Origin of the sequence: Lysinibacillus sp. A4 (genome assembly GCF_024919535.1) — a bacterium.
Taxonomy (GTDB): Bacteria; Bacillota; Bacilli; order Bacillales_A; family Planococcaceae; genus Lysinibacillus; species Lysinibacillus capsici.
Window position 1 is genome coordinate 117,116 of record NZ_JANWTB010000011.1, and the last position, 14,433, is coordinate 131,548.

The 14,433-nt window shown below is 37.1% G+C and carries 16 protein-coding genes; 9 read left to right on the forward strand and 7 right to left on the reverse strand.

All coding sequences use genetic code 11. From position 1 onward, the window contains the following. Nucleotides 1-124 precede the first annotated feature (124 nt). The 6 genes from NY607_RS19665 to NY607_RS19690 all read left to right on the forward strand — a co-directional run bounded on the left by NY607_RS19665 (nt 125) and on the right by NY607_RS19690 (nt 2,968). Nucleotides 125-529: a YhcN/YlaJ family sporulation lipoprotein gene (locus NY607_RS19665; protein ID WP_227744986.1), complete on the forward strand. Its 405-nt coding sequence runs from the start codon at nt 125-127 to the stop codon at nt 527-529. Next, the gene (gene spoVAC / locus NY607_RS19670) at nt 530-985 is read left to right on the forward strand and encodes a stage V sporulation protein AC (protein ID WP_004230957.1); all 456 of its coding nucleotides are present in this window, start codon (nt 530-532) and stop codon (nt 983-985) included. Beyond that, nucleotides 979-1,974 carry a stage V sporulation protein AD gene (locus tag NY607_RS19675; protein ID WP_131522064.1) on the forward strand — a complete coding sequence of 332 codons (996 nt, stop codon included), beginning with the start codon at nt 979-981 and terminating at the stop codon, nt 1,972-1,974. The genes spoVAC and NY607_RS19675 overlap by 7 nt, the downstream gene beginning before the upstream one ends. 16 nt (nt 1,975-1,990) lie before the next feature. Beyond that, nucleotides 1,991-2,350, forward strand: a complete 360-nt coding sequence (gene spoVAE, locus NY607_RS19680; RefSeq protein WP_369700615.1) for a stage V sporulation protein AE — start codon at nt 1,991-1,993, stop codon at nt 2,348-2,350. A gap of 65 nt (nt 2,351-2,415) precedes the next feature. After that, nucleotides 2,416-2,589, forward strand: coding sequence for a YjcZ family sporulation protein (locus NY607_RS19685; RefSeq protein ID WP_004230967.1), 174 nt, complete (start codon nt 2,416-2,418; stop codon nt 2,587-2,589). 130 nt (nt 2,590-2,719) lie between these two features. Further along, complete coding sequence (locus NY607_RS19690) at nt 2,720-2,968, forward strand: stage VI sporulation protein F (protein WP_004230969.1); 249 nt, start codon at nt 2,720-2,722, stop codon at nt 2,966-2,968. Nucleotides 2,969-3,088: 120 nt separating this feature from the next. Here the strand turns inward: NY607_RS19690 and NY607_RS19695 are convergent, their stop codons facing one another. The 3 genes from NY607_RS19695 to NY607_RS19705 all read right to left on the reverse strand — a co-directional run bounded on the left by NY607_RS19695 (nt 3,089) and on the right by NY607_RS19705 (nt 4,839). Further along, nucleotides 3,089-3,517 carry a GNAT family N-acetyltransferase gene (locus tag NY607_RS19695; RefSeq protein WP_259420251.1) on the reverse strand — a complete coding sequence of 143 codons (429 nt, stop codon included), beginning with the start codon at nt 3,515-3,517 and terminating at the stop codon, nt 3,089-3,091. Nucleotides 3,518-3,520: 3 nt separating this feature from the next. After that, complete coding sequence (locus NY607_RS19700; RefSeq protein WP_131522063.1) at nt 3,521-4,036, reverse strand: YjcG family protein; 516 nt, start codon at nt 4,034-4,036, stop codon at nt 3,521-3,523. Nucleotides 4,037-4,119: 83 nt separating this feature from the next. Further along, nucleotides 4,120-4,839: an alpha/beta hydrolase gene (locus NY607_RS19705; RefSeq protein WP_131522062.1), complete on the reverse strand. Its 720-nt coding sequence runs from the start codon at nt 4,837-4,839 to the stop codon at nt 4,120-4,122. A gap of 113 nt (nt 4,840-4,952) precedes the next feature. Here NY607_RS19705 and NY607_RS19710 point away from each other — a divergent pair, with 113 nt between their 5' ends. Next, a complete protein-coding gene (locus NY607_RS19710) occupies nt 4,953-5,534 on the forward strand; it encodes a phosphatidylglycerophosphatase A family protein (RefSeq protein ID WP_259420221.1) in 582 nt (193 codons plus the stop codon). Between the two features lie 61 nt (nt 5,535-5,595). Here NY607_RS19710 and NY607_RS19715 read toward each other — a convergent pair whose 3' ends face one another. Genes NY607_RS19715 through NY607_RS19725 form a run of 3 tightly spaced genes read right to left on the reverse strand, consistent with a single transcriptional unit; the run spans nt 5,596 to nt 10,360 of the window. Beyond that, complete coding sequence (locus NY607_RS19715; RefSeq protein WP_259420222.1) at nt 5,596-7,407, reverse strand: ABC transporter substrate-binding protein; 1,812 nt, start codon at nt 7,405-7,407, stop codon at nt 5,596-5,598. A gap of 12 nt (nt 7,408-7,419) precedes the next feature. Continuing rightward, entirely contained in the window at nt 7,420-8,916 is a 1,497-nt protein-coding gene (locus NY607_RS19720; protein WP_259420223.1) for an ABC transporter permease, read from the reverse strand. Between the two features lie 13 nt (nt 8,917-8,929). Continuing rightward, nucleotides 8,930-10,360 (reverse strand): ABC transporter permease, encoded by a 1,431-nt coding sequence (locus NY607_RS19725; RefSeq protein WP_259420224.1) that lies wholly within the window; start codon nt 10,358-10,360, stop codon nt 8,930-8,932. A gap of 121 nt (nt 10,361-10,481) precedes the next feature. Between NY607_RS19725 and NY607_RS19730 the strand changes: the two genes are divergently transcribed. Both NY607_RS19730 and NY607_RS19735 read left to right on the forward strand, forming a co-directional pair. Then, nucleotides 10,482-12,221: an ABC transporter ATP-binding protein gene (locus tag NY607_RS19730; RefSeq protein ID WP_131522057.1), complete on the forward strand. Its 1,740-nt coding sequence runs from the start codon at nt 10,482-10,484 to the stop codon at nt 12,219-12,221. 133 nt (nt 12,222-12,354) lie between these two features. Then, nucleotides 12,355-12,975, forward strand: a complete 621-nt coding sequence (locus tag NY607_RS19735; RefSeq protein ID WP_131522056.1) for a thermonuclease family protein — start codon at nt 12,355-12,357, stop codon at nt 12,973-12,975. Nucleotides 12,976-13,517: 542 nt separating this feature from the next. Here the strand turns inward: NY607_RS19735 and NY607_RS19740 are convergent. After that, nucleotides 13,518-14,393, reverse strand: coding sequence for a glycine betaine ABC transporter substrate-binding protein (locus tag NY607_RS19740; RefSeq protein ID WP_131522055.1), 876 nt, complete (start codon nt 14,391-14,393; stop codon nt 13,518-13,520). Nucleotides 14,394-14,433: the final 40 nt, after the last annotated feature.

Here is a 14,433-nt window from a genome sequence, read left to right on the forward strand (position 1 = left end):
CCCTTTCCTTGTTACTACTTCTACAATATGTACTTTTGAAAACTGGACTCGGGCTTTTGTGTATTTCTTTGAATGAATAGTTTTTTTATGTGTGGAGAAACTGTAAAGAAAAGGAGGGTAAAACTTGAGGCTACTAGGAATGACGTTACCTCTCTTAGTTGTTTTATCGCTGTTAAATGGTTGTGCTGAAAAGGAAAAATTTATCGTCTATGGGTCTCCACAAAATGAAAGTGAAGTCGAAACCCTTATAAAAGAAGAAGACTATGTTGATCGCTCAACGGTTATCCAATATGACGATAGTATGCTTATTGCAGTACAAATTAAACCATGGGAAAAGTGGAAAAAAACTAAGTTAGAGAAAAAATTGCAAAAGAAATTTGAAGAGAAATATCCAAACAAAGATGTGTTTGTCTCCGCTGATTACAAAATTTTTTATGAAGCCAATAAAATAAAAAAGGATCAGATGGAAGATAATAAATTAAGCGATAAAATTACAGAACTAAAAGAGCTTGCAAAGGAGGAGACATAAATGGAAAAAGAGCAATATCAACAGTTAGAGCAAAATGTTACACCAAAGCCCCCTTATTTAAAGAATGTAGCAAAAGCCTTTTTCGTTGGCGGTTTTATTTGTGCAATTGGTCAAGCTGTGTCTCTTTTTTATATTATTTTCTTCAATTTTACAGAGGCAACAGCAGGAAATCCAACTGTTGCAACGATGGTATTTTTCGCCATGATATTAACAGGTCTTGGCCTTTATAAAAGAATTGGTCAATTTGCTGGGGCTGGATCGGCAGTTCCAGTAACAGGCTTTGGGAATGCTGTTATTTCGGCAGCTATCGAGCATCGTTCTGAAGGGCTAGTCTTGGGAGTTGGCGGAAATTTATTTAAATTAGCAGGATCAGTTGTTTTATTTGGCGTAGTGTCAGCATTTTTTGTAGCGCTCATTAAATATATCCTCGTAACGATAGGAGTGGTTTCATGGTAATTGTATTTCAATCGAAACCCTCTCTTTTAGCTGGTGGAGTGGTAGCGGGTCCTTTAGAAAATCGGAGTGTTTTTAGTCAGTATTTTGACTCCGTTTATGATGATGAACGTTGGCAAATGAAAACAAATGAACAGGGTCATCGCAAAATGATTGAAGAAGCTTGTGAATACGCTATGAAAAAAATGGGCGTGCAAAAAGGTGATATCAATTATTTAATGGGCGGAGATTTAGTCAATCAAATGACACCAACTAATTTTGCCGCTAGGGATTTAGAAATCCCTTTTATTGGACTATTCTCTGCATGTGCCACTTCCGTATCTTCAGTCATTATTGCATGTCTGTTAACTGAGTTAGGTGCTGCTAATTTTTCATTAGCAGGTGCCTCTAGTCAACATAATGCAATTGAACGCCAATTTCGTTACCCCATCAATTATGGCGCTCAAAAACCGCAAACAGCCCAGTGGACTGTAACTGCTGCTGGTTATGCGTTAATTGGGAAGCATCGCGAGGAATATCCTTCTATAGAAGCGGCAACAATTGGCAAGTCTGTTGACTATGGTATGGATGATCCTTTCCATATGGGTGCTGCAATGGCACCTGCTGCTTTCCAGACGATTCAATCTCATTTACAACAGAGAAATCAAAAAATTTATCATTACGATTTAATTTTAACAGGCGATTTGGGACAGCTTGGCTTAAAGCTATTGAAAGGTATGCTTGTGGAAAATGGCGTAAAAAATGAAGAGCTCTCATTATTACGTGATGCAGGTGCTGAATTTTATGGACAGGATGAAGCATTCCAATCTGGTGCAAGTGGAGCAGGCTGTTCGGCAGCTGTTTTTTTTAGTTATGTTATTCAACAAATGCGTGCAGGGAGCTATAAGCGAGTTTTACTAGTAGCAACGGGGGCGTTATTATCTCCGCTATCCTATCAGCAAGGCGAGACGATTCCATGTACAGCACATGCGATAGAAATTACGATGAAATGAGGCAAAAAACATGGTTATGACTTTTGTATTTGCATTTATTGTTGGAGGCATTATTTGTGTCATAGGCCAATTATTAATGGATGTTGGTAATTTAACACCGGGCCATACACTAAGTACGTTAGTGGTTGTAGGTGCGATTTTGGATGGTATGGGCTTATACGAGCCATTAATTAATTTTGCTGGAGCAGGGGCGACAGTGCCCATTACATCCTTCGGGAATTCATTAACACATGGTGCTTTGGCAGAGGCAGAAAAACATGGACTTGTTGGCGTATTAACAGGCATGTTCGAAGTAACAAGCTCAGGAATCAGTGCTGCTATTGTGTTCGGCTTTATTGGTGCCTTAATATTTAGACCAAAAGGGAATATTGACTAGACGAATACCCCTCCCATTTTTACGACCGAAACATATTATAGGTTGTAGAAGGGAGGGGTGCTTTTATGGGATACCAAGGCTGGGGCTCACAACCGTACGGAAATAACGTTGGTGGGTGGAACAATAGCTACTGCGGAGGATACTCTGGAGGCAACAACAACTATGGTTATGGTTCTACATTTGTTCTAATTGTTGTACTATTCATTCTATTAATTATTGTTGGCGCTACTTACATCTAATTTGATGAACATAATAAAGGCTTTAGCTTTTATTTAGGAAATTCTAAATAAAGTTAAGGCCTCCACCATTTGCGAAATGTTTCGTGCAAGACGCAAGGTCATTTTGAGTTTTAATGATAGGAGGGAAAACATGCATCGCTCGTTTTTTAATTCGATTGAGCAAAAAACAGGTGTATCGATGGATGAAATCTTCGCATTAGCCAATGCCATTCAACATGCGGATTTTACCAGTGAAAAACAAGTAAGAAAAATTGTACGACGTGTTGCTAAAATATCTAACAGATCGATTACGCAAGAGTTAGAAGATAAATTAGTACAATCTATTATTCAAGATGGAGCATCACTAGATTTCGATAAAATCACTAGAATGATGAAGTAGCGCATGGCATATCTACTTGGCAATGCAGCTTGTTACGATAGAGTAGATAAATGGTGGCAAGCGAATTCGTCTCATAAAAAAGGGGTGTTGCGACATTATAAATATCGTAACACCCTTTCATTAAATATTTTTCTCCATAGCACGGTGGGGAATACCTGCATCCATAAACTCAGGTGAGGTAACTGTAAAGCCTAGCTTTTCGTAAAAGGGAATTGCATAGCTTTGTGCATGAAGTTTTAAGGTTTTTTTATTGATGGAAATGGCATGATTCTCCATTTCCTTCATGATTAACGCGCCTAATTTTTTGCCGCGTTGAGATTGTAAAATACAAACACGCTCAATTTTAGCTGTATTGTTGTCAATACTGCGTAAACGTGCTGCACCTACAGGCTCATCGTTATCATACATAATGAAATGTGTTGCAGTTGCATCCTCAGCATCACATTCTAGATGAAGCGGAACACCTTGCTCTTCAACAAATACTTTTTTGCGAATAGCAAAGGCATCATCGTGTTCTTGCTTTGTTTCAACAATTTTAACGTTATACAACAATCACTCAGCTCCAGACAAACGGAATGTTTCGTAAGTTGTCCATGAACCATCTTCTAATTGATATAAAAGATGAATGCGATCAATTGTATCTTTTTCATCAACGCCTGTCATGCGTAATTGACCAAAAATATCATCATGCTCTGAATCTGACATTTTTTGAGCGATTGTAATGTGTGGAACAAATACATGCTTCATTTCCCCATAAGGGATTTTTTCTTGAAGTTCATGTTGAAATGCTGCTAATTGTTCTGTTGGTTCAATGCGGAAGTAAATCGCATTTGTTGTAGGGAAAAACGAACTAATGCGAGATGCATGAATGTTTAAAGGTGCATATTTAGCAGCAAATTCATCTAATTGCTTGACGATGGTTTGAATCTCTTCTTCAGACGCATCGAAGCTGTCTTTTAATGTCATATGCGGTGTAATCTTTGCATAATGAGGATCGTATCGTTTGCGATAAGTATTCGCTAAATCTTGCAATTTTTTTGATGGAAATGCCACAATACCGTACTTCATAGTCCATTACCTCCCGAAAATAAACAATTTTTCTCATTAAGTATAACAGAAATTTCAGTTTTCGTAATTTGAATCGCCTAATATTAATTGAAATTTTCAATTAATGCACGACGAAGGTCTGGTTTCCAATATTTCCATGTATGATTGCCATCAAACTCGTCATAAAATGTAGTAAACCCTTTATTTATCATGAGATCATGCAATTGACGATTAGGTGTTAAAAAATCTTTGATGGTTTTATCCATTGTCACAACCTGATCTTCGCCTTTGCCGACGATATGGTAGATAGAAATAGATCCTGGATCTTTAAAATTTTCCACAGCCTTTAATACATCCTCATCTACATAAGGGGATTGTAGTATGACTTTGCCAAAGATACTTGGATATTTTAAAGCAGCCATTAAGGAAGCAGTAGCAGCCATAGAGTCACCAATCACTCCACGACTCATACCCATTTGGTAAGTGGCATACTCCTGATCTAAATACGGCACTAGCTCATGTGCTAAAAAGCGAAGATAGGCTTCATGTTGCTCACCGCTCGGGATATATTTATGACGTCGATCTTTTATGTCTTTGTAAGGAACAAATGCAATAATTAAATTTTCGATTTCATAGTCATCAATCAGTTCATCAGCTAGCTTGGTAATACCACCAAGCTGGAAATAATCTTTACCGTCTGATGCGATTAAAATATTGTATTTATATAGTGGAGAATAATTTGCAGGAACATAAATATAGAGCTGTAATTCTTCCTGTAATGACTCACTGTAAAATGTTAAATCCTGTACTGTTCCCTTATCCAATGATGACACTCCTTCTTGTGTTTGTAACAAAATTGTACCATATTACGTAAGTAAAGGTATAATAGGTTGGGCTAGCATTATACTAGCAATAAAAATCGAAATGAGGGTTAATTATGCATAATAAAAGTATTCGTGTGCACTCTGACGAAGTAGCAAAGGCAGCTCAAGCCGCGTTAAATCGTAGAGGTGTAGCGATAGAGGATATCGCTGAAATTGTTTACGAAATGCAAAAAACCTATAATGAAGGTTTAACACTAGAGCATTGTGTTCATTCTGTTGAACGTGTATTACGTAAGCGAGAAGTGCAACATGCTTTATTAGTAGGAATTGAATTAGATGAATTAGCAGAGAAGAAGTTATTATCTTCACCACTACAACAAATTATCGAATCAGATGAAGGTTTATTTGGTGTAGACGAAACAATTGCACTAGGATCTGTATTTACATATGGCAGCATTGCCGTTACCACTTTTGGTCACTTAGACAAGCAAAAAATAGGGATTATCAAAAAACTAGATACAGAACCTGGACATCATGTCAACACGTTCTTAGATGATTTGGTTGCTAGTATAGCAGCTTCAGCGGCTTCACGTATTGCACATCGTATGCGTGATTTAGAAGAGGAAGGCGAAACATTTGCTGATATCGAACCTGAAGAGCTAGGGCCAAAGCCAAAATCACATAATGAAATATAAAATGAGTTTCTTCCATTAAAAAAGAGCCTTCTCAAATTTTTTGAGAAGGCTCTTTTTTGTATTACTTATGATCATTATATGCTTTTACAAATTCTTTTACTTTTTCGCTGTCTGCTTCAAGTTTTAAACCTGTATCAATTAATGGAGAAACTGTGGATACAGCTGGTTTTTTATTGCCTTGATAATAGCTAATGAATTCATCTTGGTTAATAGAGTATAGAATTGCTTTACGTAAATCTGCTGAATCAGACACCGCACGGCCAGATGTATTCATTTGTAGGTACGACACAGCATTACTATCTGCCGTATTTAATGTTAGTTTAGTATCTGATTTAACAATATCCAGTTTTGTTTCTGGTACTGTTTGTAGAACATGAATTTCACCATTACGTAATGCAGATAGGGCGCTATCGACATCAGAGATAAAACGGACATTGATTTTAGCAATTTTTGGCTCATATTCGCTGCCAGCTCGATAAGCAGGATTTTTCACAAACTGTGCTTCATAATCATTTTTATTCACTAAAATGTAAGGACCACTTGCATATAATTGGTTATTGAATGTAGCTGAACCTTCCGTTACAGTAGCTTGATCACCATAGGCAATGTCCTTGTCAGGGTTGTAGTTAGCCACATCATACGTATTAATACTTGTTACTTGTTTTTCAGATACGATACCACCAGATTGGTGGGCTAAATAGTTTAATACTTGTGGGAAAGGTGTAGGTGTTGTAATTTTAACAACTTGGTATGCACCTGCTGCATTATTAACAGCACCTTTATCTTTTGCTAATTGCGCTACAGAAGCAGGTAGATTTTGTGATAATGCTTCTAAAACGGATTGCTCAGAGCCTGCTACTTTTTTATTTTGTAATTCAGTTAAATCAGAAACGATTTCGACTGTTTCAATGTTTTCATGAATGCTGTAAGTACGATGATCTGGTACTGAATTAGCGTCTTTCGCACGGTTTAATGAGAAGACTACATCTTCAGCTGACACTAATTCACCTGTATCAACAGCTGCACCATCTTTCACTGCTGCAAAATTAATATCATCGCGTAAAAGGAAGTAATATTCTTGATTACCTTCAGCCATTACATGGTTATAAGATAATGAACCATCTGACACAACTTCATCAGTGTCTGTTAAGTTAACAAGACGAACATACATATTTGTGTTTAATGTGTTGATTGAACCATCATTCCCTTTGATCGGGTCTAGTGAAGTAAGAGAATTGATTGTTTGGTGTAAAATTAAAGGTTCTGTTGCATTTTTAGATGTATCATTAAATTCCATTTTTTCCCAGACCTGTGCACGAGATTTTGGTAAAAGTACTGTTTTAGGGTTTACAAGTTCAGAGTAGATACCTTGGTACTTATTGGAAATATATAAAGGTGCAATATAAGCTTGATCGAATACTAATAATTGTTCTAAATCTTTATATTTAGCTGCTGCTTCTTCACCAGTCAATGTGCTCGCTTCATCAATCAGCGCATCTAGTTTTGAATCTGCCACCACACTGTAGTCACCGCCAGTTTTAAATAAACCACGAACAGCATAATCAGGGTTCCCTGTAACTGTCGTCCAGCTTGAAAGAGCAAGGTCATAGTTACCTGCTTCTTTTTGAGCAGAGAAAGAACCGTAATCTGGTTGAATATTTAGCTTTACATCAAAACCATTTTTTACTAATTGGTCACGTACAATGTTCATGTCTTCTTCAGAAGCTGCCATTCCTAATACTTCAATGGCAATTTTGTCATTGCTCTTGTCACTATCTTTTGGATCTTTACCGCCTTCTACGTCAGTTTTTGTTTGTACACAGCCAGCCAAAGCTAGTACTGCAACGAATAAAAATACAAGTAATTTCTTCATAGTTACCTCCGATTAATTTGTTTTTGGATCTAAAGCATCTCGTAAACCATCTCCTAAGAAATTAAAGGAGAGGACAAGAAGCATAATACAAAGACCTGGGAAAATAGCGACATATGAATGTGTTTCCAGGTACGTACTACCAACTTTTAAAATATTGCCCCATTCGGGAATATGTGGCTCAATACCAAGCCCTAAAAAACTCAAGCTACTTGTTGAAATAACAGCTCCGCCAATCGTTAATGTTGCTTTCACAATCATTGGTGCTAAAGAATTGGGGACAATGTGCTTGAAAATAATAGCTGCATCAGATGCACCTAAAGCTCTAGCCGATTCTACAAACTCATAATTAGCAAGCTGCATAACATTTGCCCGCATTGTACGGGCATAGGTTGGAATGGCTCCAACACTAAGTGCAATAATTAGATTTACCGTATTAGCACCAAATGCAGCAATAATAGCAATGGCTAACAATATCCCAGGAATGGCATATAAAATATCGAGACTTCGCATGATGATATTATCAGTGGATTTACCATAATAGCCTGAAAATGCTCCTAATGCGCCCCCAATAACTGCGGGGATAATCGTGGAGAAAAATCCGACGATTAATGATATTTGTGCCCCAAACACAATACGAGAAAATAAATCTCGACCATAATTATCTGTGCCTAGTGGATATTCTAATGTCGGTGTTTGTAGCAATGCTCCATAATTATTTTCAGTAGCGAAATCATAGTCGAAAGTCCAAGAGCTTGTCACGGATAACGAGAACATGAAAATAATGAAGAATAAGCCGAAAACAGCCATTGTATTGCGTAAAATCTTCTCCCATATTTTTTGCCATTTCTCAATAGAAGATGGATTTGCTTTTCGAGCCTTTTGGATGAGGCTATATCCTAGTAAAGTCGCAAATAGATTACCAGTGAAAGTCGCCAATAGGAGGACAATACCTGGAATAAGCATCCATTTAGGTGCCTCAGTTGCTGTAATATACTTTGTACATAAAATGGCCATCACGATATAAAGAAGCGAGAGTACTAGGAAAACGCTCATTGCTAGTAAAAACGTATCTGTTACATATGGCTTAAATAAATTCAATGCTGCAATACCTAAGATAAATAGCTGTGTTATAAAGGCATAGGCAGCAAAAGTATATTCTGCAGTCTTTCTTTTTGACACAAGCATAAATGCAAAGGATGTCGAAAAAATATTGCCTGACAGTATCGTTATTAAAAGGGGATAGCCAAACATTCGAGTATTATTTTGAATGGCACCATGCGTTGCTAAATCCCTTTTAATTCGTAAATTGACGAAGGCAACATATGCCGTAATAATGGCATAAATAACAAAAAGAAGCAGAACCACTGGTCGCCAGCTATTGCTGGAAAAATTATAGCTATAGGCTAGAAATAGTAAAGAAAACAGTAAGGAAAAGACAAAAGTAAAATGAGAATTGACATATTCCTGTGTAATCTTCAAGAGTAGTTTGACATGTAAGATGTTTTTCACAGGTGATCCTCCTTTAAGACTTCTTCATTTTCGAGCGAATGCGTGGATCAAAAAAGGCATACATGATATCAATGAATAAATTGACAATCGAAATGGTGATGGCGATATAAACAACGCCGCCAAGAATGGCCGGAATATCAGGGATAAATTGTTTATCGACGATATAGCTACCAATCCCACTAATGTTGAATACCTTTTCTGTTACAGATGCGCCTCCCAACATACCTCCAAAAAGAAGTCCAATCACCGTAATAATCGGAATCATAGCATTACGAATGGCATGTTTTGAAATCACTTTGAATTCATTTAAGCCCTTAGCTTTTGCTGTAATAATGTAATCCTCATGAATCACCTCAAGCATACTTGACCTTGTCATCCTAGCAATAGATGCCGTAATGGATGTTCCTAAGACGACAATTGGCATGATGAGCGATAGCCAATTATGAGGATTATAGGTAGCTGGAAACCATTGTAGCTTTAGAGCAAATGTCAAAATAAAAATTAAACCTTGCCAAAAGCTTGGGATGGATAAGCCAATTAAAGCAATGAACATAAATGTGTAATCCAAATATGAGTTTGGACGAACAGCTGAAATAATCCCGACTGGAATGGCAATAGCAATAGCCATTAGCAACGACAATACGGCAATTTCAAGAGTGACAGGAAATTTTGTAGCAATGCTATGTGTGATATCTTCTTTACCTGCAAAGGATGTACCTAAATCAAATGTAAATAGACCGGATAATGCGTTCCATAGCTGTGATAAATAAGGTTGATCCAAACCATGAATGCGATTAAAGTTTTCTATTTGCACAGGTGTTGCTTCAACTCCGAGTATGTTTCTTGCTGGATCAAAAGGTGATAAATATAAAATGGTAAACACTAATGTAGCCACACCAACAATCACAATGAAGCTTTGTAAAATACGTTCAATGATAAATTGCAGAAATGGATTCGCAAATAAGATAAGTACTACATAAAATAAAACAGCTGGTAGAAAGGTAAGAGCCACAAAACGTTTGTTAGTTAGTTGCTGATTAAAAAATTGGGCATAGGATAGTTGTTGTATGTCCTCTTTTTGTAAATCCTGATCCACTTGCTGCTGAAGCTTTCTTTGAGCTAAGTGTTTGGCTGTGAGCTGAATTTGTGATTCCAATACAGCCTCTTTAAAAAATGTAGCTTTTGCTATTTCTTGTTGCTCAAATTCCTTTTGCCACTGGGCAACCAATCCATGCTCTATATAGTACTGACTACGCAATGCAAAAGCCTGATCATAAGTGTTTGAAAGTTTCCTTTTCCGATAGATAAAGTATGTAAAAGGGTGAACTAAAATACTAAAAAGAAAAAGAAGTAGATGATAAGGCTTTTGATGCATTAGTTTTTGATAAACCGTAGAAAAGAAAATAAATTTCTCGAGTTTTAAATGATTTTTTGAAGTAACCATGCATTTCCTCCAAACGTAAATAAAATATTCAGCATTATATTGTATAATTCCTATCAGTATTGTAAAGTATGGATTATACTTGAAAGTAAGTCAATCACAAATTTTAAAAAGGATGGGTCGAATGAGTGAAAAGCTTTTAGAAATCAATAATCTTCGCGTATCCTTTATCACAGGGGAGACAGAATTTGAAGCAGTTAAGGACGTTAGCTTCCATTTAAATAAAGGTGAAACACTAGGAATTGTGGGAGAGTCTGGAAGCGGGAAAAGTGTAACGGCTCGCTCCATTATGCGTTTATTACCATCGCCACCTTCATTTTTGAAATCTGGCTCAATTGTGTTTAAGGGGCAAGAACTCACTGAATTTAATGAAAAACAAATGGAAGGGATACGTGGACAAGATATTAGTATGATTTTCCAAGATCCGATGACATCCACAAACCCTACTATTCGAATAGGTGATCAAGTGGCTGAAAGTTTAATCAAGCATCAGTCAATGTCAAAAACCGAAGCCTATCAACAAACAATAGAATTATTAAAACTGGTTGGTATTAGAGATGCAGAAGAACGGTATCGACAATACCCTCATGAATTTTCAGGTGGTATGCGTCAACGCGTAATGATTGCTATGGCGCTTGCTTGTAATCCCTCACTGCTTATTGCAGATGAGCCAACAACAGCACTGGACGTTACTATTCAAGCTCAAATCCTAAAATTGATGCGCGATATGCAAAAGAAAATGGGAACGTCTATTATTTTAATTACACACGATTTAGGCGTTGTTGCAGGTATGTGTGATCGCATCATAGTGATGAAAGAAGGAGAAATAGTTGAACAGGGCACAACAGAAGAAATTTTTGCAAATGCCCAACATCCGTATACCCAGAAATTATTGAATGCCTTACCAAAACTGCATGAGAAAAAGCAGCCAAAAGAGATTGCTACTATTCAACCAGGTATCGATCGACATAAGCCGTTAATAGAAGTGACCCATCTATCCAAAGAATTTCCATTAGGTCGTGGTCAAACGTTGAAAGCAGTGAATGATTTATCGTTCTATATATATCCTGGTGAAACATTGGGCTTGGTTGGTGAATCTGGTTCAGGTAAATCGACTACAGGTAGGACGATTCTTCAACTTCATCAACCTACAAATGGAGAGGTTCTCTATCAAGGGATACCTGTAACAAGGCTATCGAAAAAACAGCTAAAGGCAATGCGTCGCCATATGCAAATTATTTTCCAAGACCCCTATTCATCGTTAAATCCTCGCAAAAAAATCTTAGACATTATTGGCGAGGCTCTAGATATTCATGGTCTGGTGAAGACACATGAGGAGAGGCGACAACGGGTAGAGGAATTGCTTGAACTTGTTGGTTTGAAAAAAGAGCATGCCATGCGTTATCCTCATGAATTTTCAGGAGGTCAGCGTCAACGAATTGGTATTGCGAGAGCATTGGCGGTTGAGCCAAACTTTATTGTTTGTGATGAACCCTTATCGGCACTGGATGTTTCCATTCAAAGGCAGATTGTTGATTTATTAAAAGAATTACAACAAAAGCTTGGATTGACGTATTTATTTATTGCCCATGATTTATCCATGGTAAAGCATATCAGCGATCGTGTAGCCGTCATGTATGGTGGAAAGATTGTAGAACTGGCAGAAAGTGAAGAGCTATACGCTAACCCACAACATCCATATACACGTGCATTATTACGTTCTATTCCTATTCCAGATCCTGCAATAGAGAAGCAGAAATATAATGAAGCTGAACATGCAGAAGATGTGAAAATACGTTATGAGGTAGAAAATAGTCAACTAGTAGAGGTTACTCCTAATCATTGGGTAGCTGTGAATAGATGATAGCTTGAATGTAGTAGCTTGATATTTTACAATAGAAACATCGTGTAACTTGTCATCTTCTTGATGATGAGGTGCACAACTTATACGAATCGTAAGTATAAGAAATGATGATTAGTTGTGAGGGGCCTACTACATGAAAATGCAAGACATAAAAACATTAATAACAAGTGGTACGATTATTTTGGCTGTAGCATTGTACATGATATTTGGCAGATCACCTGCGGAAGATCAAGATACTAAATCAGTTACAGATCAGCAAGGTACTATTACCATTGAACAAGTGGAAGAAAAAACAGGTAATAAACGCTTTGAGATAGACTATATTAAAGCATATGATGGGGATACGATTCAGGCGACAATTAATGGTGAGAAACGAAAAATTCGTCTATTAATGGTGGATACTCCTGAAATGAATTACAACAAAGGTGGCGCTCAGCCATATGCGGAAGAAGCAAAAGAGTATACGATCAATTTATTGGAAAGGGCTAATAAAATTGAAGCTGTCTATGATGTTGGACCAGAAACAGACAATTATGATCGCCTTCTAGCCTACGTGTTTGTAGATGATGTCTTATTACAGGAATCTTTATTAAACGAAGGGCTTGCAGTTGTACGTTATATTCATAAGCCAAACAATACATTTGAAGATGCATTTGGAGCTATTCAACAAAAAGCTCAGAATGCAAAATTAAATATTTGGTCACATAAGGATTACTTCCAAAAAGATGGTTTTCACCCTGAAATAGTTCAATAATTTATAAATTCTTTACTATATGCTTTTAATTTTAGCTAGGAAGCTGCTGCCAGTATCTTATAGGTAGCAGCTTCCTATTTTAAATTTCCTATTCAAAAGCTTTTGGCATGGTGAGAGGTCAAGGTCGTCTCTCTGTATGTAATGCATGATATTGGTCGTAAAAATCTACTGTAGAGGTTCAGTACACGGTTGCGGAGAAGGCGATCTCACAAAGGAAAGCAAGCAGCCAACCAGGAATGTTTTATTTTCCAAAAAACGGAAGATAGCTACTGATAAATGAAAAAATCATTTTTATGAATGTTGACAATCAATATGATAATGATTATCATTATCATATAAAGAATATTCCTTGTTCTACAATACAGTGTAGAGAGGATGAACTTTAGCTACTTTTCTCCAGAAGTTTGCTAGTTCATGATTACGCTCCTGAAACCCCCCTCATTTTTGGGAACGTTAAAAAATGTAGACGGCTCATTCTATTATAGAATGAGCCGTCTACAATCTGAATCTATTTACTAATGAGTAGTAAATGGGTTCTCTTTTTATGCTTGTACATCTTTCGTCCATTCGGCTACTTTATCTTGATTGTTAGCAATCCATTTTTTCGCAGCATCTGTGGCACTCATGCCTTCCATTATATCAAACATTACACTTTCTATATCTTCAGCACTCCAGTTGAAACGGTCAAGGACACTATAGGCTTCAGGGGCATCCTCTTTGAAACCATTCCGCGTAAAAGTGCCAATATATTCTTCTGTTCCATACAAACCTTTGGGGTCATCTAAGTATTTTAAATCATAGGCATTAAAGATCCAGTGTGGTGACCAGCCCGTGATGATGATTTCTTCATTATTAGAGATAGCTTGACTGAGGGCTGCGGTCATTGCACCAGCAGACGAGGTCAATACATTCCAACCTTCCAGATTCTTATATTCCTTATAGGCATTTTCTGTCGTAGCCATCATATTAGCTCCTGGTTCAATGCCTGTAATGGTTTGATTAGCTTGGGTTGTTAAATCTTCAATAGAATCGACATCCATATAACTTGGTACAACCAAACCAATCTTAGCACCAGTTAGGTTTTCTCCTAAGTTCTCTATCTTATTGTTGTATTTTTCTACTTGTGGGGCATGTGTTTGTGGCAACCAAGCAGATACCATACCATCGACCTCTCCGTTTGCAAGTGCTTCCCACATAATCCCATTGTCTAAAGGTGTCAGTGTTACCTTATATCCTAAATCTTCTAGTACTTGTCCTACTACATGTGTAGATGCAACCTCAGTATCCCATTCAACATATGCTAAATTGATTTCACCTTTATCCGTATTCTTTGTGTCCTCATTTTCCGAACCACATGCAGTTAACACAATAAGGCATATAAATGCTATGCCTATTTTCAATAACTTGATGAGTTTCATAGTACATCTCCTTTCTATTATTTCTTACATAAACGTATAA